This is a genomic window from Nitrosomonas communis, assembly GCF_024102715.1.
Lineage (GTDB): Bacteria > Pseudomonadota > Gammaproteobacteria > Burkholderiales > Nitrosomonadaceae > Nitrosomonas > Nitrosomonas communis_B.
This window is the reverse complement of record NZ_JAGFJM010000034.1, coordinates 1-22762: the sequence shown is the minus strand read 5'-3', so window position 1 is coordinate 22762 and position 22762 is coordinate 1. Positions and strand designations below refer to the sequence as shown.

Below are 22762 nucleotides of genomic sequence, written 5' to 3'. Positions count from 1 at the left end.
TTAACCACGTGTATTCGACTGTTCCTCGAATGCTTCAAGGAAGACAGCGGGCGCTGGCGCCCAGCCTTTCTTACGATGCTCTACAATAATATTGGTGAAAATTCCACCACGCACATAAAATTTAGCAGTAAGGCGCATGTATCTCGGTTTTAGTACAGCTACTAAATCATCAAGAATTTGATTGGTGACTGCCTCGTGAAAGGTTCCCTCATTACGGTAGGACCAGATATAGAGTTTGAGACTTTTCAATTCGACACATTTTTTATCAGGGATACAATCCAGAATTAATTTTGCAAAATCCGGTTGTCCGGTTTTTGGACATAAGCAGGTAAATTCAGGGATTTCCATATGAATCCGGTAATCCCTTGCAGGGAATGGATTATCAAAAGTTTCCAGTTTTTTTGAGGGCTTGCTGGCCATGTGCGTTTCTTCAACTCGTTTGGTTAAGATTAAATCAGTTAAAATAACTCTTAAAGTTATTCTTCTAACAAATTATACCAATTTTATCTATCACTAAATTGCGTCTATCCCAAATCAAGCTCGCTGGCTTCAAATCTTTTGTAGATCCAACCACCATTCCTATTCCCGGCAATCTGGTAGGGATTGTTGGACCCAATGGCTGCGGGAAATCAAATGTCATTGACGCGGTACGTTGGGTATTAGGCGAATCCAGAGCAACAGCCCTGCGCGGAGAATCAATCCAGGATGTAATCTTTAGTGGTTCGGTTAACCGCAAGCCTGTTGGCCGTGCGAGCGTAGAACTCATTTTCGATAACAAAGCCGGCAAAGTAACCAGTCAATGGGCCGCTTATAGTGAAATCTCGATTAAGCGCATCATCCAGCGAGACAGCGAATCGGCCTACTACATCAATAACACGCATGTGCGCCGACGCGATATTGCCGATATTTTTCTCGGTACTGGAGTAAGTGGGCGTGGTTATGCCATCATTGAACAAGGCATGATTTCTCGGATTATTGATGCTAAGCCTATGGAATTACGTGCGTTTCTTGAGGAAGCTGCAGGTATTTCCAAATACCGTGATCGACGGCACGAAACTGAATTGCGTTTGATTGATACACGCGGCAATCTCATGCGCGTGGAAGACATTCTCCAGGAATTAGGAAAACAGCTGCAACATTTGGAAGAACAGGCAAATATTGCCCGCCAATTTAGTGTTTTGCAAAAACGATTAAATACCACCTGCAATATCTTATGGTTAATCCAGAAACAGGAAGCGATCACAAAACGCATTCACGCTGAGGAAGAAATGCAACGGCAGGAACTGGAACTCGAAAATGAAATTGCCAGCTTGCACAAAATGGACAAGCAGCTTGAAGAAATGCGTGCGCAACAATATGCAGTAAGCGATCAGCAGCATCAGATGCAAGGTGAGTTATATTCAATCAATGCGGAAGTTGCCCGGATTGAACAGAAACTACACCATGTACAGGAAAATAGAGAATATTTAGCAAAGCAAATCTCTACCATCGAAACGCAGCTACAAAACAATCAGCAACAAATGCAAGAGACGCTTGATCACCTTACTCACTGGCGCAAGGAAATTGAACAAGCAAGATTTGCTTGTATCTCTACCACGCAAAGCTACAATTCAGAAAATGAAAAATTACCAGGAATGGAGCTGATTTTTCGCTCCAACCAGGAGCAATTATTTGCTGAGCAAAAAAACCTGTTATTAGCGCAACAGACAGAAAAACTGCAACAGAGCCATCTGCTCCATGCAGATAAAGTAATCCAACAATTAAATTTACGTCATGAGCGCTTAATTCAGGAAAAAAACTCACAACCAGAAATTGATCAAAACGAACTCACTAGCGCAGTGCAAGAAAAAAATCAGATCCTAATTCAATTGGAAGAGAATCAGCATGTCCTAACTGAAACTGAAAATCAATTAAGAGCAATTCAGCATACCCGAAAAGAAGCTTTGCAGAATGTGCAATCTGTCCAGCAGAAGCTTACTCAAGCCAACGCACAACATGCTGCTTTACAGCATATTCAAAACCGCATCGAGAATAATAAAGCATTGGATGCATGGTTATCCCAATTCCAATTAGATTTATTACCGCGCCTATGGCAGTACATACAAATTGAAAAAAACTGGGAAAATGCACTGGAAGCTGTTCTGCATGAGCGCATCAACGCCGCGGGTGTTGAACAACTCGAAGTTGCTTTAGCCTGGAAAAATAATCCCCCCCCGGGGAAATGGTCTATCTTCGAGATGATACCAATCAAAAATCAGGCCGCAAACCATTTAATACCAGAAAAGAATCAATGGCTACCACTTAGCTCATATCTAAGCTATACACATGAAGTGATTAAACCGGTCGTGGAAACATGGTTAAGTGGGATATTTACCATTAGTGATATTGAAGCTGGCCTCGCTCAACAGAAAAAACTCCTCCCTGGCGAAATATTGGTTACCCCTGAAGGTCATGCATTTACTTACTACAGTTTGAGTTACTATGCACCTGATTCACAATTGCACGGTGTATTGGCGCGGCAACGCGAAATAGCGCAAATCGAGATAGATATCAACAAACTTGAAAAGGAACTCTCCATTGCACAATCGACTTTGTCTGAGATAGAAGAAACTTGTCATGAACTCGAAGCAACAATTTCTACACTGCGTAGCAATGTTACGCGGCTGAAGCAACAAGAGCACGAGTTGCAACTTCAAATCGTGCAGCTTTCACAACTCATGGAACGTGTAGCACAACGCCACCACCAAATTGAAGATGAATTGATCGAGATTTCGCATCAAATCTCAGAGGAATCTACACAAAAGCAGGAAGCTGAAATAATGCTTGCTGAAAACAAAACACAAATAGCTAAGCTAGAAGAACAACTGCAACAATTCAAGTTAACTTGCGAAGCTGCCGAGCGATCGCTCACTGCGCAGCGATCGCTTGTACAAAACTTGGCAGAAGAAATGCGTGAAGCTGCTTTCCATGAAAAAAACTGTCAAAGTAAAATCGAGCAATTAGAAAATGATATTCAAATCATCAGCCAAAATACGGCAAATTTAACAGAAAATCTGGAAAATTTACATCACACACAAGCTGAGTTGGATGATGAGCCGCTTAATAGTCAGCTTAGTGAATGGATAGCAAAAAGGATAGATCATGAACAGATTCTAAAATCAATACGTCACGATCTGGAAAGTATAATCCATGCATTACGTGAAATGGAACAAACACGGATTAAATCAGAACAAAACTTACATCAACTCCGGGAATCCATCAATCAGACGCGGCTCAAAGAACAGGAAGCACGTCTAACTGAAAATCAATTTAATGAGAAGCTTGTGGAAGCGGGTGCGAAAGAAGATGAGCTGCTTCCTATGTTGAGTAATGCCCACCCTTCTAAATTAAAAACTGAAATTAATCGAATTAATTCTGAAATTACAGCCCTTGGAGCGGTAAATCTCGCCGCTGTAGAGGAACTGCAAACATCACAAGCGCGCAAAGTATATCTTGATGAGCAATCAAATGATTTAAAAGAAGCAGTCGCCACTTTAGAAAATGCAATTCGGCAAATAGATCGCGAAACACGAGAACGCCTGCTGAAAACTTTCGATAAAGTGAATATTAATTTAAACGAATTATTCATATCTATTTTTGGCGGGGGGCAAGCAAAATTAATTTTAAGCGGTGAAGAAATTCTTGATGCCGGTATGCAACTTACTGCGCAACCACCTGGTAAAAAAAATAATTCTATACATTTACTTTCAGGAGGGGAAAAAGCACTTACCGCTTTAGCGCTTGTATTTTCATTGTTTCAGCTTAATCCCGCGCCATTTTGCTTGCTGGATGAAGTGGATGCACCTTTAGACGACAGTAATTCAATACGTTTTTGCGATCTGGTAAAACGCATGTCAAGAGAAACCCAGTTTTTATTTATCAGTCACAATAAAATCACCATGCAAATGGCAGAACAGCTAATTGGCGTTACCATGCAAGAACAAGGTGTTTCACGTATAGTAACAGTTGATCTTGATAAAACCATCAATTCTGAAAAAGAAATAGAGATCGCTTAAAACTTATTTAAAATTATAATTATAATGGGTGAAGTTAATAATATTGACTTACTAAACATGAGCAACTTTGGGTATGAGTGACTTACAAATCAGCTTAATCATTATTGGTGTCATTGTTATCGGTGGCGTAGTACTTTTTAATTGGCTACAGCAAGAACGATACCGGCGTAACGTAAAACGTTCATTTGAGCATGAGCATGAAGATGCACTTCTAAAAATGGGTAAAACTGCCTGGGAAAATGAGCGGATTGAACCAAAATTCAGTGCTGAGCCCATGCAAGAGCTACAAACTGAATCTGGCATCGCACAAGAACGGACAAGTTTTGAATCGCATAGCCGCTTACCTGTTGATGAACCACCAGCAACACAAAAATCAGTTAATTTTGACAGTACCATCAACTATATTACCGGTATTCGGGCAAACAAACTGATCACGCACGACAAACTGACAGAGTTATTGCAGCAAAAATTTGACTTTGGCAAACCAGTCCACTGGTTTGGACTTACTCAAGATGGTCAAACATGGGAAGAAATTACCATTGATTCGCTCAATACTAAAGGTGGTTATATCTATTTAAATGGGTGCTTACAACTTGCTGATCGAGCTGGCCCAGTTAGTGAAGTAAATTTATCGCGATTCCGGGATATGGTGGAAGACTTTGCATTGCAAGTGAATGCAGTGGCCGATTGTCCTGATATACCGGATGCATATATTAAAGCAGTCTCTCTCGATAAATTTTGCGCAGAAGTAGATGTCGTCATGGGTATTAATATTATCAGCAAAGATGGTGGCGCCTTTGTTGGCACAAAAATACGCGCTTTGGCTGAAGCATCAGGTTTTAGGCTTGAATCAGAGGGAGCATTTAGATATCGCGATGAAAATAATGCCGTATTGTTTTCTCTTGCAAACTATGAAGCCACTCCTTTCTTGCCCGCAAATATGCGTACGCTTACCACTCATGGCATTACTTTTTTATTTGATGTGCCGAGAGTAGCAAATGGTGAAAAAGTATTTGATCAAATGGCTCAGCTTGCGAGACATTTTTCCTCTACCTTAAATGGCATCATGGTAGACGATAATCGTGTGCCATTAAGCGATAATGGCCTCAGAAGAAGCAAGCAACAACTTGTGAATATTCAAGCCACTATGGCTGCACATCATATTCCTGCTGGCAGCGAAACTGCATTAAAGTTATTTGTGTAATGAGATTATAAAAGCGCATTAATTCATTACCGATTAGTGCAAAATTTCTTAAGTAAGTAAGCAAAATTTAAAGAAATATACAATTAATGAATTGGTCTGAACTATATTGGCATCGTGTTACGCCATTTCATGTGCTTCTTTGGCCATTAAGTTTGCTTTTTATAATGGTTTTAGCGTTCAAGCGATTATTATTTCGGCTTGGTATATTGCGCTCAGTTAGGTTACCTGTACCAATAATTTTTGTTGATAGTATTACAGTCGGAGATGCCGGTAAAACATCTTTAGTAATTTGGCTAATCAATGCATTAAAAGCTTTCGGACTACGTCCTGGAATCATTAGTCGCGGTTATTCTGAGAATTACGGATCGCCTATCCCCGTTACGATCTCGAGCAAGCTCAAGGTTGTAGGAAATAGAGCCTTACTCATAGCTTACCAAAGTAAGGATATTTGCCCAATATGGATTGGTCATGATCGTGTGAAAGTTGCACAAGCCCTCCTTGCAGCCCATCCTGAATGTAATGTACTTATCTGTGAGGATGGTTTACAAGATGTTCGACTGCAGCGAGATTTAGAGATTGTTGTAGTCGACAATAGTAAGCAGAATTTTGGTAATGGCTTGATTTTACCGGCCGGCCCTTTGCGCGACAGCCTATCTCGCCTAAACAAAGTAACTGCCGTGGTGATGAATCAGAAGAGCAGTAGATCATTAGTAAATACCGGCAGTCATGTCAAAACGTTTTACATGAGACCAGGAAATGTATATTTTACTAATTTGCTTAACCCCGATTATCGCTCCACAATTTCCGTATTCAGAGACAAGTCTATCCATGTAATTACTGATTCACAAGATTTCCTGGATCAGTTAAAGTATTTGAAAATAAACGTAAGATCCCATTCTGCTATCAATCATTACCAATTTACCAAAGAAGATTTACAATTTCCTGATGCTGAAATCATTCTGATGAAAGCAGAGGATGCGGTAAAATGCTTGAGTTTCGCCAATAAGAAATTTTGGGTATTACATGAAGAAATCGTTGTCGATATTGGATTGCGAGAAACTATATTAAAAAAACTAAGAGAACAATTTATGGACCCCAAACTTTTAGATATTCTAGTATGTCCATTATGTAAAGGCCCTTTGACCTATAAGAAAAATGAAAAAGAACTCATTTGCAAAGCGGATCGTTTAGCCTTTCCAATCAGAGATGGCATCCCGGTCATGCTAGAAGAAGAAGCACGTATACTGCCAGCAGAAGAAGAAATTTAACAAAAATAAAGCGCTCCTTCAGAAATAAGTTGAGTGGTTTATTTTCTTCTCTATTTCCATCTTAACCATACCCGTACTTGCCGAAACTTCTCAGCATCAATTCCGTCCGGAAAAATGACTAGATTACGGGAAAAAAATGACTGGGAAGATTTCAAACTCAATACAGTCAGATAAGGTGCTACAAAAGTATCACCCTTAATTATAAAATCAATATGCTCATTAGACCGGGTGCATGCGCTACAGTTAGAACCATTCTCTGAGAAACGTAATGATACGATTGAGTGAGGAGAACGTAACAATGCATGATACTGCAAATAATAATATAAACTTATAGCCAGCAACCCGGTGCCACTGAGCTTAATAAGTAGTGACCAGTCTATCTTCCATAAGATGCAAGCAACTACGAAATGGGCGGAGCACAACAGCACAGCAAATTGTCTTGATGATTTAAGAGAGATAGTTAATTCTGGCATAACTACAGAAATAAGATAACTGATAAGTGTAAGTTTAGTATTTTCGGGCAGATATTTTGTCTATGAATTCTATTTGGCATATTTTCCTACAAGAACACAATGCTATTATTGACAAGGGGCATGTTCTACATTTCAGAGGGAGTGCGATCGAACTGAGAAACGCACAAACCGGTACTATTTTGGTAGATCTCTCCAATTTTGGGCTCATTCACTTTTCAGGAAATGAAGCATCAACCTTTTTGCAAGGACAGTTAAGTTGTGATCTAAGAAAAATCAATCAGCAGACTGCCCAACATGGCAGTTACTGTACTCCTAAAGGCCGGATGCTGGCGAGTTTTCTAATATGGTCAGGTATGGCTGCTAATAACGAGTATTACATGCAATTACCTGCCACTCTGCTTGAGAGTATTTCCAGGCGCCTTTCGATGTATGTATTGCGTGCAAAAGTACAATTGAACAATCGCAGTGATACCTTGATACGTCTTGGCATTGCAGGAAACAAAGCAAAATTGCTGGCTGAAGAAATACTCCAGCAAGCACCCCCTATCTCACCACTGGGAATCATGCATACTGAGAAAGTAAGCGTCTTATGCCGAGATGTAAATCGTTATGAAATTATCTCAACATTAGATCAGGCAGTCATAATATGGCCGCATCTGGCCTCTCAGGCAACACCGGTCGGAACGGCCTGTTGGGACTGGCTGGAAATAAGAGCGGGCATACCTGTTATATTACCCATGACACAAGAGCAATTTATACCTCAAATGGTGAATCTGGATATCATTGGGGGCGTAAGCTTCCAGAAAGGATGTTACCCAGGGCAGGAAATTGTCGCGCGAACGCAATATCTTGGTAAACTGAAACGCCGCATGTATTTAGCCAACATTGCTTCATCCCAGCCAGTTATGGCGGGTGACCATTTATTTAGTACTGAATTATCTGAACAAGCATGCGGTATGATAGTTAATGCAGCACCTTCACCTGAAGGTGGTTTTGATGCACTTGCCGTTATTCAAACTGACAGCGTCGAGGCAGGCAAAGTATTTTGGAAAAATTTAAACGGTCCAGCATTACGGATGCTGCCTCTGCCCTATCCGTTACCATAAGGATTAACAATTGCAGTTCAGCAAACTCATTGCGAGCGGTAAGTGTAATTGATAGGAATAGTAAGCAATTGATATTTATCTAGAACTAACCTCATCCTGGGTTATCCTGAACAGATCGAAAAAATTATTCGTGGTAATTGCTGCAATTTCCTTCAAATCTATTTGACGCAACTTAGCAATCTCTTCAGCGATATAACATACGAAGGCGGGTTGATTGATCTTTCCACGATAGGGTACTGGAGCAAGATAAGGTGAATCGGTTTCGATTAATATCCGGTCAAGTTGAATTTTTCTAGCGACTTCTTTAATAACAGTCGCATTTTTAAAGGTAAGAATGCCGGAAAATGATATATAAAAATTCATGTCAATTGCCTGCTGTGCAACTTCCCAGCTTTCTGTAAAGCAATGCATGACTCCCCCTATGCTGTCTGCTCCTTCTTCTGCCATGATGCGCAGTGTATCAGCCGCTGCCGCCCGCGTATGAATGATAAGCGGCTTATTGCATTGCTTTGCAGCGCGAATATGCTGACGAAAGCGTTCCCTTTGCCATTCTAGATCCCCTTGCAGCCGAAAATAATCAAGTCCAGTTTCTCCGATAGCCACAACTTTAGGATGATCAGCAAGTTCTACCAATTGCAATGCAGTTGGTTCAATTAGATTCTCGTAGTCAGGATGTACCCCTACAGAGGCAAAAAGATTATGATGCGATTTCGCCAGTGAGCGTACCCGGGGAAAATCCTCCAGATTAACGCTGACACACAATGCGTGTGTAACATTATTCAGTTGCATATTATTCAGTATCTCATCCAGATTAACCGCAAGATCAGGAAAATCTAAATGACAGTGGGAATCAACAAACATAGTCACAGCAAATTATTATAAAATATGGTTATTATTAATTTTTTCTCTGATCGCATCAGCCCAGCAATTAGGTGTTTCATACAGCCGGACTTGCTCCAGTCTAAGCTGATTTCCATAAATGTCCTGAAAAGCAGCATCGAGTATATGAAAAGCTTTGATTGCCAGATTTTCTGCTGTTGGTTGTGAATCCAGGATAACTGTTTTGTGATTCTCAAGCGATTGCAAAAACTCAACTACAGGCTTATCTCCTGCATACACCAGAAAAGCATGATCCCATTTATCCACTAAAACATCTTTAGCAATACGTTTGACTTCAGAGAAATCCATAATCATGCCTTGCTCTGGTACGCCTTCGTCAGAGATAATATTGCCTGATAAAGTAATTTCCACTACATAACGGTGGCCGTGCAAATGACGGCACTGACTATTATGGGTGGAAATACGATGCCCAGCATCAAATTCTAGTCTACGCGTAATCAACATTCAGTGGATTATACCATTGCAACCGACTCCTAAACTATTAAGCATTTCAGATCACAGCCGCGATAGCGTCAGTATGACTTACGTTTATCCTGTTATCTCACGTCGATCTTCAGGTGTATCAGTTGGCATCAATCTGAATCCCAATAATGCTTGTAATTGGCGATGCATCTATTGCCAAGTACCGGATCTCAAACGTGGTTCACCACCGGCGATTGATTTAACCAAACTGGAACAAGAATTGCGTGCTTTTCTCCACGAGTTGCTCTATGGGCGCTTCATGCTGGATAAAGTGCCTCCACAAGCAAGACGTATCAATGATATTGCCTTGTCAGGTAACGGAGAACCAACCAGTGCAAAAGAGTTTGAGCAAGTAATAAGCTTGATTGAACGGATCATGCATGATTTTGCGCTGCCAGCAGAACTTAAACTAATTCTGATTACCAATGGTAGTTTGATTGATCGGCCCGCTGTTCAAAGGGGACTAAGTCATATGGCCAAACTAAATGGCGAGATCTGGTTCAAGTTAGACAGCGTAACGCAAGAAGGCCGGTTGCGCATCAACAATACCCGTATGAGCCTAAAGAAGATGCATGACAATCTAAAATTGGCAGCATCGCTATGCCCTACCTGGATACAAACCTGCGTGTTTGCAATAGATGGAATACTTCCTTCCGAGAGAGAAATCAGTGCCTATCTTGAATTTCTTTATAATATGCAACAAGAAGGCATATTACTGCATGGAGTATTGCTTTACGGCCTGGCGCGCCCTTCCTTGCAACCTGAAGCACCCCGGCTTTCAAGGGTTCCGCTGGAATGGCTGGAGTCATTTGCTGCAAAAATTAAAGAACTTGGACTCGAGGTAAAAGTTCACCCATAGCCGGAATTGATAACCTGATTCAATGCTCCTCAAGGCAATGAACTCGATTGCTAAACACCCATAAATGACCTTTTACCGTTATTTCAATTTTGCTGATTTTTTCAAGTTTTTGTAAAGATCAGGGTGCTGCGCTTTCAGCATTGCGGCGATAATCAGATCATCTCGTTTGATTTTAGTCAAATCAATACGATCAATATGAACCAAGCGTACCAATTCTCTAACGGCTTTCGGCATTTCCCGTCCGCTTTCATAGCGTGAACCGCCACTTTGGGTGACCCCTACTTTACCCCAGAATTCTTGCTGATTAAGGCCAAGTTTCTGCCGAATTTCTCTTGGGTTAGGTATTTTCTTAAAAAGTTTCATTCTATTTGTTCCCAAATGTCATAAAGAATACAAAAATAGACTAAAAAATCGGTTTTTCGTTCCCATATCAATTCAGAAATGCTGGTAATCAAAAATGTGTAATAAACTTGCTTATTAATAATCGATGTTCTGATAGACAATTTAAACCATATTCTTATAAACAAAACACATGAAGATGTAGTTTAATAAATTTTTATGCAAATGATTTAAATTTCAGAAAAACTCAAATAATTATGATTTATTTTTATTGATTAACAGGCTGAATTTTTTGGAGATGATTTAAACAAAAAGTTAGAAATGCTAAGGCATAAATAAATTGAGAAGTTACAACGGTAAATTAGTCCGAAGAGCCAAGAGATCTCCTAGCAGCATGCTCATTTTTCTCAATTCAAGATAAAAACGCGATTAAAAAAAATCACAGTGTACTTTATACAAGGGAGAGTTTGTGAAATATGCATATATCACGCTGGGACTATTTGATTACTCAGGGTCAGCACCGGTAAAGATTTTACGTCAACGATCTACGAGAAGAATAGTTATTTTTGCAGATTATCGATCCGACCGGACCATTGACCAATAAGGAATACTAATAGTCCAGAAAGAATACCCGGGGCGATTTCATAAATAAAGCGCGACCATCCCAATTGGGTCCAGACAATAACCGTGGCAGCACCGGTCAACACCATTGCTATCGCCAGTCGTTCTGATACCTGCTGTCCTAAGCAATAGACAATAAGGAGTGGGCCGAATGCTGCAGCCAGCACCGCCCAAGAATAGAGCACCAATTGGAAAACGCTTTTGTTGCCGGAGAGCGCGATTCCGAGCACCAAGAGACTAATCAGCACTGTACTGAGTTTGGTGATCCAGAAATTCTCCTTTTTACCTATAAAAAAGTCACGTGTAAGTGATGCTGAACAACTTAGGATAAGTGAATCTGCAGTCGACATTGTCGCACCGAACAATCCCGCGAGCATGAGTCCAACCAGCACTGGCGGAAGCAACTGTGCGGACATTATCGGTAATGCCAACTCAGAATCAAAACTCTCCATACTGGGAATAAGAATTCTAGCCATCAATCCCACAGCGATGGTAACAGCATAAAATAATGTGAACCAACTGTAGTAATAGATACGAGCCATAGCGATATTTTGAGGTTTGTCCAGCGTCATGAAGCGAATCATGATATGCGGCTGGCCCACAACCCCAAAACCTGCAAAGCACCACCCTATTACGAATAAAAGTGGCCCTAACCATCCCTGTACAGGCAACTCAGATGGCATCCAACTCATATAAACAGGACTCACTTCCTGTAAACGAAGCAGTGCTTCCTCTACCCCACCAGCATTTTGAATGGCAAAGATAAGCAGCACAGTCATCGACACGATCATTACGACTGATTGCGCTGCATCTGTCCAAATGGAAGCACGAATTCCGCCGACAAAACAATACATCAAGACGATAGTACTTCCGATCATTGCGCCAGCGGAGAGATCCCATCCGAACAGGACGTGCAATGCTTTACTGCCAGCGTTAAGCTGGGCGGCTGCATAAGCACCCATAAAGATCAAGGAAATCAATCCACAAATAAATCGCAGCTTTCGATAATCTGTTCCGTTCCAATGGCTCAGAACACCACTGAAGCTGTATTGATCAGAACTTTCGGTGGCAATACGCAACCGCTTATGTATAAAAAATGATCCTGCTAAATCCCCTAAAAGCCAACCGATCATTAACCAGATGGATGATAGCCCTGTTACATAGGTAAAGCCGATCATGCCAGTAAACATATACCCGCTATTGTTGGTAGCAACAGCAGATAACCCCACCAACCAGGATTTGACCTGACGGCCGGCCAGCAAGTAATCAAGGCTATCATGACGGCTTTTGACAACGGAAGCCAAACCAATGAGCGTGAAAATGAGCAGAAAAAAGCAAAAACTCAGGATAATCACGTGCGTGGAGCTATCGGTTCAAAATTCCTCGAAGCAATGTACTCGGGCCTGGGTGCAATGCCGCCAAATGGGCTGGCTAAGGTATTCTCGATACTGTTATAGACAAAAAATGCGTTACTGCGTGGCAAGGGAGTGATGTTGCCATTCGATCCGTGCATAGTGTTGCAATCAAAAAAAATCACTGAACCAGCATTGCCCACAAACAATTCAATACCATTGCGTCTCACAAGTTGTTCCAACGTATGGCGGTCAGGAATTCCATACTCCTGCTTTCTGAGTGATTGTTTATAATGCTGCTCCGGTGTTGTTCCCTCACATGCAACATAATAATGATGTGAGCCTGGGATCACCATGAGGGAACCGTTGAACACATAGTTGTCCGATAGGGCGATGGAACAACTGACCGCGCGCATGCGTGGCATGCCATCCTCCACGTGCCATGTCTCAAAATCAGAATGCCAGTAGAATTCCTTGCCTTCGAAACCAGGCTTGAAGTTCAGCCGTGATTGATGAATATAGACACAACTGCCTACTATCGCCTCAACTACTTTTAGAATTCTCGCATCTCTGGATAATGAATCAAAAAGAGTGTTAATCGTGTGAATGGAAAAGATTGACCGAATTTCATCGGAAGCAGGTTCTCTGATTGTCTCTGCTCGGTTCCTAAGCGCATCATCTCCAAGAAGAATCTTCAATTCTTGATTAAACAAGTCAACTTCTTCATAGGCAAATAGTTGGTCAAAAATGACGTAGCCATTTTCTTCAAAAAACTTGAGCTTCCCGGCCAAATCCTCTGCATGATCCTGGATATCAGTGTAGACGACCGGATCAAGCCGTTTTCTTATGCCAGCGCCATGCCCCATTCTGGAAGGATAAAGATCTTCAGCGTTTCTCATTCGATCCTCCGTGCAGCTATAGAGTTCTTGCTGTCAGCCTCTTGCCTGGAAGCAGGCCGGTAAGCACCATCCTTATCGTGCACTTCATTGCCTGTACACGGCGGATTAAACACACAAACCATTCTCAGGCTGGTTCGGGACCGCAGCACATGCCGATCATGCATATTGAGCGCGTACATCGTACCTGGCCGGATCGCATATATTTTTCCGTCCGAAAGGGATTCAATCTCCCCTTCTCCTTCAATACAATACACAGCCTCCAAGTGATGTTTGTACCACATCATTGTTTCGGTGCCTGCATGGATGATCGTATCATGAAGCGAAAAGCCCATCCCGTCTACGCTCAAGAGAAGCCGTCTCGACACCCAGTTTTCGGCATACATTTCACGTTCGGTACCCTGAATTTCTTCTAATTGTCGGACGATCATCAGCTCGCGTACTCCTTTCTTTCTTCCTCAGCGTGCCCTTCACATCTATCAAAAACATCTTGAATGCTCTGTTCAATAATTTGCATTCCTTCCTTCATTAGTTCTTTGTCGATAATCAGGGGCGGGATGATCTTGAGTACTTCATCTTGAGAACCGCACCGCTCAATCAAAAGCCCCAATTGAAAAGCTCGCTCAGCAATCGCCTTGGCTTTGTCAGGATCGCGCATTTGAATCCCCTGAATCATACCTCGACCGCGGACATCTTGAATAACCTTAGGATAGCGGAGTTTTAACGCTAAAAGATCACTCTGCAAGCTATGTGACTTGGCGGTTAACTCTTGACTGAAGCGATCATCGGACCAAAAGGTATGGATTGCCTCAGTTGCTGCGACAAAAGCTAAATTATTACCACGAAAGGTGCCATTGTGCTGACCCGGTTCCCACTGATCAAGCTCTGGCTTCAAAAGCACGAGAGACATCGGCAAACCATACCCGCCCAGAGATTTGGATAGCAAAATCAAGTCCGGTTCAATGCCCATACCTTCAAAGCTGAAAAAATGACTTGTTCGTCCGCACCCAGTCTGGATATCATCGACAATGAGCAAAATATTGAATTCCCGACAAATCGCTTGAAGCCCCTTCAACCATTGAGGAGAAGCTACATTGACACCGCCTTCGCCCTGAACCGTTTCAACGATGAATGCGGCCGGTCGATCGATACCACTAGAAGAGTTTGCAATAAATTTTTGGATATAATCCAAACTGTCATGATTAGGACCCAGATACTTCTCGTACGGCATGAATGTCGTGTTGTCAAGAGGCACGCCAGCGCCGCTACGATATAATGCATTACCTGTTGCAGCGACTGAACCCATCGTCACGCCATGGAAACCGCCCGTAAAAGAAATAATGTTCGCGCGTTGTTTAGCCAATCGGGCAATTTTGAGTGCCGCTTCGACAGCGTTCGTGCCAGTGGGACCTGTGAATTGGATTTTGTAATTCATTTTTCTAGGTTTAAGGATGACACTTTCAAACGCAGCCATGAACTCCTTTTTGGCTGAAGTAGCCATATCCAGTCCATGAACGATACCATTCTCCTCGAGATATTCGATCAGCTTTTTCTTGAATACCGGATGATTATGGCCGTAATTGAGTGTTCCTGCTCCACTGAAAAAATCAATAAACTGATTCCCTTTCTCATCTATCAATATCGAACCAGTAGCAGTTTTAAAAACTGCTGGGAAGGAACGAATATATCCTCGAACGTTGGATTCCAAATGGTTAAAAAATTGCATCACATTACTCCTTTTGGTCATTACACCTGAGCGGACCCACCCTGAAAAGTAACTCCTCTTCATGGTTACCAGAACCGAACAGGTCTTTGGGAAAAAATTTGGATGTTTGGCATTCCGTACTGTACTTCTTAGCAAGAGATTGGAATAATCTCTGAGAGGCAAGGTTAGAGGGATTGACTGTAGCTTCGACAAATCGAACACCCCTACAGCCAGGCCGGTGAAGAAGAGACTCGATGAGCAAATGCCCAAGTCCCAATCCCCGGTACCCCGACCGTATGCAGATCTGCCACACAAAAAGTATTTCAGGTTGGTCTGGGGGAAGGTATGCAATCACAAACCCCACATTTTCATCACCATCCTGAGCAAATGCACTGGTCATCGAAAAGTGTGTACACATCAGCAAGTAAGCGTAATCCGAGTTCACATCCAACACAGCCGACTCACGCACCATGGTCATAATTTTCGGCCCATCAGTTACTCTCGGTGGCCGGATAACAATCCCATTGCACCTGATGTCATACGGCCGCATCTCACTTTTCATATGCATACGCATTTATTTGCCATATCGATCGCGTTTTTACTAAATTAATTAATACGATATTTATGCTGATTTCCTGGTGTGTTGTCATATTTTTTCGTCCTGGCGGTCGCCGAAACATGAGCATGACCTGATGTAAAAAATGCAAAAGAACTGAAAATGCGCGTTCCAAGCACTTTTCTTATGATGATTTGACTGGATGCCTGATTACTTTGTCAAAATCTCTTTGTCTATTTCTTCCGCGCCTTCATGCAGGATTTTTTTCTTCTCATCGCTCAATGCCTGAATTTCGCGCTCGGATTCAGCTAATAGCGCTTCTCTAGCTTCTGCCGGTATTTTTCCCAGTAAGTCAAAGATCTCTTTAACTCCTGACAAATTAACTTTCTTGATGTGGGTCAAATAGTGCACATACTGGATTTTGCTTAGATCTGTTTGCGAATACAGCCGCCTATTTGTATCCGATCTGGATGGCCGGATAACCCCTTTTTCTTCATAGGTCCTGAGAATTCTCTGAGGAATTCCCAAAATATCCTCTACTACGCCAATGCTATACAAGGGCATCTCCGGATCTATTTCTACCATGTATGTAGTTACTTTAAGCTAATAATTTACTATTAAACAAGACCATAGTATAACATATACAAAGAATATGAGAAATAATATATCGCAATATAGATATATTTCTTACATTAGTTAAGACATAATTTAACGCATAGAATGCTGTAAATGATCTGCCAGGATAATAATATGATTGGCCTTATGCCAGAGTTTAACAAGCTGTATTGTTCTTGGGGACCGCTTCAGACAAACAGCTTTGATTAAAAACATGCTTGCTGCTGGCAACCGAAACGGAGTTGAGCACCGAAGAAATACTGCATCTGTACACGCGCGCCACTGGGACATTGAACCCTTGTTTCACAACTTGAAAGCTGGGGGGTGTAAACAATCTGTGGCAGCAGAAACGCACTGCGCTGGAGTTATGAATGCAGATTCGCTCAACAGCCTGGACGCTGGTTCAGCTATTGAGCCTGGTTGCGGAAGAAGCTTTTCCTACCGAAATCATAGTACCATGGTGCAACAAACAACCGCTGGTCTGGTAGCGCACAGTAGTTGCGCATGGAAGTTAGTCTACGCAAAGCGCCACTGAACACCACCATCACCCACCAGAGTGCTTGCCTAACTTATCAGGTAAATTCCAGAGAAACCGCCCTGTACTGATCAGTTGTCGCCGTAGCAACGCCCAGTCTTCTGCGCGTTTCTTTGCATCCAGGCATCTCAGTAATCTGACTCTGAGCGCAGCATCCTGATGATTCAGGATGGCTGCCCAAAGCGTGTCATTTACATTGTAAACTCTTCCTTCCTTGAGGCAGACCGGGATAATTTGCTCGACCGGTACGGCGAGATCAGTAGCAACAGCCTGCAATGCAGCACGAATGCTGATAGCCTTGGTGTCCTGCTGGTCGTTTAGATCATAAGGGGGCTGCCATGCGCCCACCGGCCGCAACAAATCGATATGACTCATAACAACCAGCATGGGCGGTGAACGTCGTTTCAATTGGGTGGCCTGGAATATACGTAAAGCGTCCAGGCAATGACGCTCGGTTTGCCGATCAGGACGATTTGCTGGACTGACCCACAAGATCAGATCGGCATCTAGCGCAGCAGCATGCATCTGCTTCTCATTGAAACGCGTACTGTCACAGCCCGGGCTATCGAAGATCAATGCCTGAGTAAACCCTTCACGTTGCAGCACAAAAGGAGTGATTGTCCGAGTCGTATCCGGCAATATATCAGTGGCCGTGGCAAGTTTCCCGAATAACGCATTGATCAGGCTTGATTTGCCTGCATTGGTCCGCCCCAGCACAAGGATGCGCAGCGGCTCTTCTGGTATCGCAGCGGCTTCTTCGATTCTGTTTAAGTCAGTATGAGAAACGGGCGTTCTTTCTGTAACCGGTTTTAGCGTCTCATCCAATGCCACTGGCTGGCGGCCACTGTAGAGATCGATCGCATAGTAACCTACCTTGCGTACATAAGCACGTAAGAACCAGCGATGAAGTTCGTTTCGTGCCACACCAAAACTACGCTGCCGTAAATGTTGCCAGATCTCACTAAACATGGCATTCACCGGATTGATCAGCACTCTACCCGCCCGGTAAACATTATATGCTTGCTCTGCTTTAGCTTTCCAGCGATGCAGCCGGAGCATATCGCCAATTGTCAGGCGATCACTAAACGGAATATTTTCCGTGACATCCTTGCGTAAATCACGACTGGCCTGCTCGATAATTAATAATGTGTGTGGCACATTCAGTTCCAGAAAAGGTTTCTCTACTTGAGGATGATAGCAATGTGACACTGTATCCAGTGTCCGCCTGCCCAGCTCCAATATCCAGGATGGATCTTCAATCGGCCAGTCTTCAGGCTCACAAGTTTCTGCCAGCTTTTCAACCTGCTGCCAGACCACATCCGCTTTCGGCGGCCAGTCTGGATTGGGTCCGGTAGCCACTTCATCCAGCAGTTTACGATCACGTAGCGCCAGCCAATGTTGCAAACCATAGCTCAGCGCGCTGAATACTGCCATGGTGATCGCCCAGTAAAGCAGATTACCTGTTTGCCACAACCACAGCATTCCCAATCCGAATACTACCAGTGTGGGCAATCCCAGCAAAATAAGCGACAGTAATCGTACTGGATCAATTCGCTGCAATAATATTTTCATTTGCCGCCTAATCGCTCTTTGAGCAGCGAGGCGCCATTCTCCAGTGCCTCTGCATAGATTCGACGCAGCATATCAGGATCAACATTAAGACCATCCTTACGTCGACTGAAAAAGTAGACCGAAGCCTTGCCCAGCGCATAGGTAGTAGCGCCACTGGCGCTAGCACCCCATACTGACCCCACGGTTTGTCCCACATAGGGAATCAACTTGGTAATCGATCGTCCCACCATTCTCACCAAGTAACCCGATGCGATGCCGGCACCCACAAGACCAAGAAATTCTGAAATAGTGCGTTTATCCCAGCGCTGACCATAAAGGACTGCAAGGCCGTGCAGGAGTTTTGCTTGAACTGTGGATACTGCAACCAGATCAACTACTGGAAGAGCACCTAAACCGGCTGCGGTCAGAGAATAGCCAACAATGTGCTGATGGGCAGTGCGCGCATAAAGATCACGCACTTCCCTTTCGCTGGTCAATTGATGCTGCAAGCCAAGCGGCAACAACGATTCAATTGCCTGCCACAATGCTGCTAAACCATAGTCGGGCGGTTCAAAACCATCTTCGGGCAAGGTGAGATCCACTGCCACCCAGTGGGCTGAAGTGATGCCAAACAGTTTTTCAGCGGCAGCACGCTGGGCGAGCACGGCACGGCATAACTCAGCCGGAATAGTATTCGGCAATGGGTCATCACCAAATGGCCAAGGACAGACATGCTTTCCATCCGCAGGATACAGCTCATGCAGGCCAGTTTGCACCATTAGCAAAGGCCACTCAGGGTGACGCTGACGAACTGTCCGTAGCACCTCAAGAACAGGTTCCTGATGCATATCCGCCACCTTCATCACTGCAAGCAGCAAATGCGCCTGAGACTCGCAATAATGGATATCTTCACTCGGGTCATAAGCAACTTCCCCGAGACCACGCGTATCAAGGAAACGCACCACTGGCATATCCCCTGGGCAATCATAAAAGCGGGAATAGCGCGTGCATGGCTGAAAGCCATTGCCAATCTCGGCTGCTTCATTACCGGTCAGCGCGCGGATAATCGAAGTTTTACCTGCCTGTGTTTTACCCAACAACCATAGTACTGGCAGCGGCATCTTCTTACGTGCTTCACGCAAGGATGCCTCCAGAGCAGCTTCATCTACCTTAGGCTCAAGCAGAACTGTCTGCAGCTGCTTCCAATATTCTATCCAGTTTTTGAGATTTTCTATTTTCATCAATATGAATTTATTTGCTGATACCTGTCTCAGTATAGTAAGGTGGATAAGCAGCGTGTCACCCACCAATTTTTCTATTTTACGCGTTTTGCCTGCTTTTGCTTGTATGGCAACCGGCAGGTTCAAAATAAAATGATTCTTATGCTGCTTTATAGCCACACCAATACATTCAAGAATTGCTTGTATAACGATTCTTCTATACTAATCCAGTTTTTTGGGGCTTTACGCTCAATCCCCAGGTGCTGGCAACAGAATGGAAGGATCAAGAGGATTAATCATATCGTTGTTGATCGGGGCATTGAAAAAATTCATTGATGTCGATAACACTCTGGAGGAACTTCCATGTTTAATTCAAGACTCTTTATCATTGCAGGCATGCTATTTTTTGGCTTGACAGAATCAAGCCAAGTTCTTGCCGATACATCCAAAGCTGGCTCATGGGCAACAGCTTCGCCCGCTCCCACAGAACGAACGGAAGTAGCCGCAGCAGCACTTGAAGACAAGATTTATGTAGTCGGCGGCTTTAGCAAACCGAATCTTCAGAACCTATTGAAATTCGCCATTAGCAACGACGTGGAAATATATCATCCTGTTTCTGACTCATGGTCGGCCACCACGCCCCTTCCAGAAGGCCGGCACCATGCGGGGATTGCCTCACACAATGGCTTGCTGTATGTCATTGGTGGCTTCACCAAATCTTTTTTGTCCATCTGGCATGCGGTCCAAACAGTTTATCAATATAACCCTGCCACGCAAGAATGGCGTGAATTAACACCCATGCCTACGGCCCGCGGTGCACTCGGTGTCACCGTTTATCAAAATCGTATCTATGCTATCGGCGGCTATGATGGCAAACACAACTCCGCTGCAGTGGAAATCTTTGACCCAGAAACGAATACATGGTCGCCTGCTGCTGCAATGCCTACTCCACGAGACCATTTGACAGTTGTGACGGCTGGTTCCCGCATCTATGCCATTGGCGGGCGGCCCGATCTGGACTATCACCATAACATGGGAACAGTCGAAGAATACGATCCCCAAACCAATCAATGGCGACAGCGAGCTAGTCTGCCTACTGCCAGGAGCGGCATTACTGCTGGCGTAATTGATGGCTGGATCTATGTGATTGGCGGCGAATCTGGTGAAGGCACCTTTGCGACTAATGAAGCATATGACCCAACCACTGATCAGTGGCACACGATGGCGCCCATGCCGACAGCGCGCCATGGCCTCGGCTCTGCCGTCGTCGCAAAACGTCTTTATGTGATTAGCGGTGGGCCCACACCTGGCGGCTCATTCAGTCAAGTAAATGAAATCTTTACACCAGCATCCACTAATGCTGCCACCCCTTAAACCGGTGATACTTTCCAGCAAACTGCTCGAACCTATCAATCAAACCAGCCCAGCTTGCTGCATGCTTATGCTAACGGATAGCAAAATGGGCAGGCAATAATGTATATGCATACAATTTTTATTTCTCCATACGCGCAACATTTTGCAGCACCTTAAATAATCCTTACTCCTGCTCAACATAACACAGTTACCCACAACCTTATCCACGAAAATTGTGGATAAGAGTCAAACCGCTCTGAGACAGAAAATAACTTCAGAGGAAAAAATAAAGATTGTTTCATTCTTCTTTTAACAGCAGTGGGTATTCGTGCCAAGGTGATCAATGCTCGGCACGTCAAGAACATGCCGGGACGTAAGAGCGTTCGTACCACCAGCAAAACTGCGCGAGTTGCGCCTGATTACCCGTCAGTGGCAAAAACTGGTTGTATGGTGACGGAACCATGCTTTATACGCCGCTTGTGACGCCACCGAGACTCTGATCTAATACCTTGACGATCATCTGGTATTGGTAAGCAATTTAGGCGGTGGTCCGATTGGTTCGAAATCTTTCAATAATGGAATATCATCTTTGTTTATCCATCGGATATCGGTATCGAAAGTATTTTGCGGTCCCCAACTGCCAGTCAATTTCTTTCCATCAGGAGTAAAAGTCCAGCACATTTCTTCACCGGAGGTATTGATGGCATCACCGAGGTTGATCGGCTCCTGCCATTCACCATTTGCATCCTGATGCGAAATCCACATGTCATGTCCGCCCCGAGAACCCAGGTCAGTCCGCATACTGGTAATGATTAAACTCTTGCCATCCTTTGATAGTCCGGTCCAGTGCATATGATCACGCTGTGGAGAATTGATTTTAGATCCTAAGCTCACTGGCTCTTGCCAGATACCATCCTTTTTCTCAACTTTCCAGATATCGCTATCTTGTGTTACTCCGGGCTGATGGTAGCTAAAGTAAATCAAACTGTCCGAAGCTATAATCGGACAGTGTTCCTCGCCGGTTGACGTATTGATACTCGGAAGCTCTGGCACATCATTCCAGTTTCTGGCCGTCTGCCATACGCCGTTTACTTTTTGAACCACGTATAAGTCGCCCGACAATAAATTACCGGGTTCATATCTAGTGAAATAAATAACATTTCCATCATCGGAAAAACTCGGTTCCAGTTCCCAAGCTGACGTATTAATATTCGGCCCGACGGCAGGATCAATATCGGGTCCTAAATGAATAGGCGATTGCCAGACGCCATCTACATTGTGAGACATCCATATATCGAAGTTGTACGGGTTACCGGGTGATTCTATGCTGCCTTGACGGCTCGACACAAAAATTGCAGTTTTGCCGTCTGCGCTATAGGTAATCTCAATTTCTGAACCAGGTGAATTGATCGGTTCGCTCATACTCTTCGATGCTTTTGGTGCCTCAAGGGTACCCGTGTTCTCAGTCCCATGCATGCCTGGCATTGCGTAAGAAACACCATGTGCGAATGTCAATATCAGTGATATAGAACAAAGCTCTGGAATAAAAAGTTTGTTTTTCATACTGATCTTCCTCCTTTAGATTAAATGCAGTTTATTTACCTTTATCCCCTTATCTTAGTAAGGGTAATCATATTGCCTGATTTGCAGTTGAGGCTTGTATTCCTCTGACTGCTATCTCATCGATGAATA

The 22762-nt window shown here is 43.6% G+C and carries 20 protein-coding genes and 2 pseudogenes; 8 read left to right on the top strand and 14 right to left on the bottom strand.

Annotated features, from left to right (window positions below; all coding sequences use genetic code 11):
* Complete coding sequence (queF, locus tag J5I83_RS03430) at nucleotides 1–420, bottom strand: preQ(1) synthase (RefSeq protein WP_304053298.1); 420 nt, start codon at nucleotides 418–420, stop codon at nucleotides 1–3.
* Nucleotides 421–518: 98 nt separating this feature from the next.
* On the opposite strand from queF, the gene smc reads away from it, so the two are divergent.
* The 4 genes and pseudogenes from smc (at nucleotide 519) to J5I83_RS03410 (ending at nucleotide 6527) form a co-directional block, all read left to right on the top strand.
* Nucleotides 519–4055 carry a chromosome segregation protein SMC gene (gene smc, locus J5I83_RS03425; protein ID WP_304053297.1) on the top strand — a complete coding sequence of 1179 codons (3537 nt, stop codon included), beginning with the start codon at nucleotides 519–521 and terminating at the stop codon, nucleotides 4053–4055.
* Nucleotides 4056–4128: 73 nt separating this feature from the next.
* Complete coding sequence (locus J5I83_RS03420) at nucleotides 4129–5259, top strand: cell division protein ZipA C-terminal FtsZ-binding domain-containing protein (RefSeq protein WP_304053296.1); 1131 nt, start codon at nucleotides 4129–4131, stop codon at nucleotides 5257–5259.
* A gap of 86 nt (nucleotides 5260–5345) precedes the next feature.
* A pseudogene (gene lpxK / locus J5I83_RS03415) lies at nucleotides 5346–6323 on the top strand (tetraacyldisaccharide 4'-kinase); the annotation flags it as partial.
* Between the two features lie 24 nt (nucleotides 6324–6347).
* Complete coding sequence (locus tag J5I83_RS03410) at nucleotides 6348–6527, top strand: Trm112 family protein (protein WP_304053307.1); 180 nt, start codon at nucleotides 6348–6350, stop codon at nucleotides 6525–6527.
* 50 nt (nucleotides 6528–6577) lie between these two features.
* Here J5I83_RS03410 and J5I83_RS14485 read toward each other — a convergent pair whose 3' ends face one another.
* Nucleotides 6578–7000 (bottom strand): protein YgfX, encoded by a 423-nt coding sequence (locus tag J5I83_RS14485; RefSeq protein ID WP_369683391.1) that lies wholly within the window; start codon nucleotides 6998–7000, stop codon nucleotides 6578–6580.
* Between the two features lie 62 nt (nucleotides 7001–7062).
* On the opposite strand from J5I83_RS14485, the gene J5I83_RS03405 reads away from it, so the two are divergent.
* A complete protein-coding gene (locus J5I83_RS03405) occupies nucleotides 7063–8106 on the top strand; it encodes a folate-binding protein YgfZ (protein WP_304053295.1) in 1044 nt (347 codons plus the stop codon).
* 75 nt (nucleotides 8107–8181) lie between these two features.
* Here J5I83_RS03405 and J5I83_RS03400 read toward each other — a convergent pair whose 3' ends face one another.
* The gene (locus J5I83_RS03400; protein ID WP_304053294.1) at nucleotides 8182–8967 is read right to left on the bottom strand and encodes a TatD family hydrolase; all 786 of its coding nucleotides are present in this window, start codon (nucleotides 8965–8967) and stop codon (nucleotides 8182–8184) included.
* 15 nt (nucleotides 8968–8982) lie between these two features.
* Complete coding sequence (gene queD / locus J5I83_RS03395; protein WP_304053293.1) at nucleotides 8983–9450, bottom strand: 6-carboxytetrahydropterin synthase QueD; 468 nt, start codon at nucleotides 9448–9450, stop codon at nucleotides 8983–8985.
* Nucleotides 9451–9523: 73 nt separating this feature from the next.
* Here queD and J5I83_RS03390 point away from each other — a divergent pair, with 73 nt between their 5' ends.
* The gene (locus J5I83_RS03390) at nucleotides 9524–10327 is read left to right on the top strand and encodes a radical SAM protein (protein WP_304053292.1); all 804 of its coding nucleotides are present in this window, start codon (nucleotides 9524–9526) and stop codon (nucleotides 10325–10327) included.
* Between the two features lie 78 nt (nucleotides 10328–10405).
* Here J5I83_RS03390 and J5I83_RS03385 read toward each other — a convergent pair whose 3' ends face one another.
* The 9 genes from J5I83_RS03385 to J5I83_RS03350 all read right to left on the bottom strand — a co-directional run bounded on the left by J5I83_RS03385 (nucleotide 10406) and on the right by J5I83_RS03350 (nucleotide 19864).
* Nucleotides 10406–10690 carry a transcriptional regulator gene (locus J5I83_RS03385; RefSeq protein ID WP_304053290.1) on the bottom strand — a complete coding sequence of 95 codons (285 nt, stop codon included), beginning with the start codon at nucleotides 10688–10690 and terminating at the stop codon, nucleotides 10406–10408.
* A 536-nt stretch (nucleotides 10691–11226) separates the two neighbouring features.
* On the bottom strand, nucleotides 11227–12591 hold the full coding sequence (locus J5I83_RS03380; protein WP_304053288.1) for a sodium/proline symporter: 1365 nt from the start codon (nucleotides 12589–12591) through the stop codon (nucleotides 11227–11229).
* A gap of 47 nt (nucleotides 12592–12638) precedes the next feature.
* Complete coding sequence (thpD, locus tag J5I83_RS03375) at nucleotides 12639–13538, bottom strand: ectoine hydroxylase (RefSeq protein WP_304053287.1); 900 nt, start codon at nucleotides 13536–13538, stop codon at nucleotides 12639–12641.
* Nucleotides 13535–13966 carry an ectoine synthase gene (locus J5I83_RS03370; protein ID WP_304053286.1) on the bottom strand — a complete coding sequence of 144 codons (432 nt, stop codon included), beginning with the start codon at nucleotides 13964–13966 and terminating at the stop codon, nucleotides 13535–13537. Before J5I83_RS03370 ends, thpD begins: the two co-directional genes overlap by 4 nt.
* Entirely contained in the window at nucleotides 13966–15261 is a 1296-nt protein-coding gene (gene ectB / locus J5I83_RS03365) for a diaminobutyrate--2-oxoglutarate transaminase (protein ID WP_304053285.1), read from the bottom strand. Before ectB ends, J5I83_RS03370 begins: the two co-directional genes overlap by 1 nt.
* Nucleotides 15262–15265: 4 nt before the next feature.
* Entirely contained in the window at nucleotides 15266–15790 is a 525-nt protein-coding gene (gene ectA / locus J5I83_RS14480; protein WP_369683390.1) for a diaminobutyrate acetyltransferase, read from the bottom strand.
* 216 nt (nucleotides 15791–16006) lie between these two features.
* Nucleotides 16007–16381, bottom strand: coding sequence for a MerR family transcriptional regulator (locus J5I83_RS03360; protein WP_304053284.1), 375 nt, complete (start codon nucleotides 16379–16381; stop codon nucleotides 16007–16009).
* 574 nt (nucleotides 16382–16955) lie between these two features.
* Nucleotides 16956–18518 (bottom strand): GTPase family protein, encoded by a 1563-nt coding sequence (locus tag J5I83_RS03355; protein ID WP_304053283.1) that lies wholly within the window; start codon nucleotides 18516–18518, stop codon nucleotides 16956–16958.
* Nucleotides 18515–19864, bottom strand: coding sequence for a YcjF family protein (locus J5I83_RS03350; RefSeq protein WP_304053281.1), 1350 nt, complete (start codon nucleotides 19862–19864; stop codon nucleotides 18515–18517). Before J5I83_RS03350 ends, J5I83_RS03355 begins: the two co-directional genes overlap by 4 nt.
* 216 nt (nucleotides 19865–20080) lie before the next feature.
* On the opposite strand from J5I83_RS03350, the gene J5I83_RS03345 reads away from it, so the two are divergent.
* Both J5I83_RS03345 and J5I83_RS03340 read left to right on the top strand, forming a co-directional pair.
* Nucleotides 20081–21091, top strand: coding sequence for a kelch repeat-containing protein (locus tag J5I83_RS03345; RefSeq protein WP_304053280.1), 1011 nt, complete (start codon nucleotides 20081–20083; stop codon nucleotides 21089–21091).
* A gap of 297 nt (nucleotides 21092–21388) precedes the next feature.
* A pseudogene (locus tag J5I83_RS03340) lies at nucleotides 21389–21515 on the top strand (IS110 family transposase); the annotation flags it as partial.
* A gap of 71 nt (nucleotides 21516–21586) precedes the next feature.
* Here the strand turns inward: J5I83_RS03340 and J5I83_RS03335 are convergent.
* A complete protein-coding gene (locus J5I83_RS03335; RefSeq protein WP_304053279.1) occupies nucleotides 21587–22633 on the bottom strand; it encodes a hypothetical protein in 1047 nt (348 codons plus the stop codon).
* Between the last annotated feature and the right edge of the window lie 129 nt (nucleotides 22634–22762).

What these genes read in the sequence shown, in the direction of transcription:
- J5I83_RS03360 (WP_304053284.1), bottom strand. Translation starts at nt 16,381, where the DNA reads ATGGTAGAAATAGATCCGGAGATGCCCTTGTATAGCATTGGCGTAGTA.
- queD (WP_304053293.1), bottom strand. Translation starts at nt 9,450, where the DNA reads ATGTTGATTACGCGTAGACTAGAATTTGATGCTGGGCATCGTATTTCC.
- J5I83_RS03400 (WP_304053294.1), bottom strand. Translation starts at nt 8,967, where the DNA reads ATGTTTGTTGATTCCCACTGTCATTTAGATTTTCCTGATCTTGCGGTT.
- J5I83_RS03355 (WP_304053283.1), bottom strand. Translation starts at nt 18,518, where the DNA reads ATGAAAATATTATTGCAGCGAATTGATCCAGTACGATTACTGTCGCTT.
- J5I83_RS03420 (WP_304053296.1), top strand. Translation starts at nt 4,129, where the DNA reads ATGAGTGACTTACAAATCAGCTTAATCATTATTGGTGTCATTGTTATC.
- J5I83_RS03370 (WP_304053286.1), bottom strand. Translation starts at nt 13,966, where the DNA reads ATGATCGTCCGACAATTAGAAGAAATTCAGGGTACCGAACGTGAAATG.
- J5I83_RS14485 (WP_369683391.1), bottom strand. Translation starts at nt 7,000, where the DNA reads ATGCCAGAATTAACTATCTCTCTTAAATCATCAAGACAATTTGCTGTG.
- ectA (WP_369683390.1), bottom strand. Translation starts at nt 15,790, where the DNA reads ATGCGGCCGTATGACATCAGGTGCAATGGGATTGTTATCCGGCCACCG.
- J5I83_RS03345 (WP_304053280.1), top strand. Translation starts at nt 20,081, where the DNA reads ATGTTTAATTCAAGACTCTTTATCATTGCAGGCATGCTATTTTTTGGC.
- J5I83_RS03385 (WP_304053290.1), bottom strand. Translation starts at nt 10,690, where the DNA reads ATGAAACTTTTTAAGAAAATACCTAACCCAAGAGAAATTCGGCAGAAA.
- J5I83_RS03410 (WP_304053307.1), top strand. Translation starts at nt 6,348, where the DNA reads ATGGACCCCAAACTTTTAGATATTCTAGTATGTCCATTATGTAAAGGC.
- queF (WP_304053298.1), bottom strand. Translation starts at nt 420, where the DNA reads ATGGCCAGCAAGCCCTCAAAAAAACTGGAAACTTTTGATAATCCATTC.
- thpD (WP_304053287.1), bottom strand. Translation starts at nt 13,538, where the DNA reads ATGAGAAACGCTGAAGATCTTTATCCTTCCAGAATGGGGCATGGCGCT.
- J5I83_RS03335 (WP_304053279.1), bottom strand. Translation starts at nt 22,633, where the DNA reads ATGAAAAACAAACTTTTTATTCCAGAGCTTTGTTCTATATCACTGATA.
- ectB (WP_304053285.1), bottom strand. Translation starts at nt 15,261, where the DNA reads ATGCAATTTTTTAACCATTTGGAATCCAACGTTCGAGGATATATTCGT.
- J5I83_RS03390 (WP_304053292.1), top strand. Translation starts at nt 9,524, where the DNA reads ATGACTTACGTTTATCCTGTTATCTCACGTCGATCTTCAGGTGTATCA.
- J5I83_RS03405 (WP_304053295.1), top strand. Translation starts at nt 7,063, where the DNA reads ATGAATTCTATTTGGCATATTTTCCTACAAGAACACAATGCTATTATT.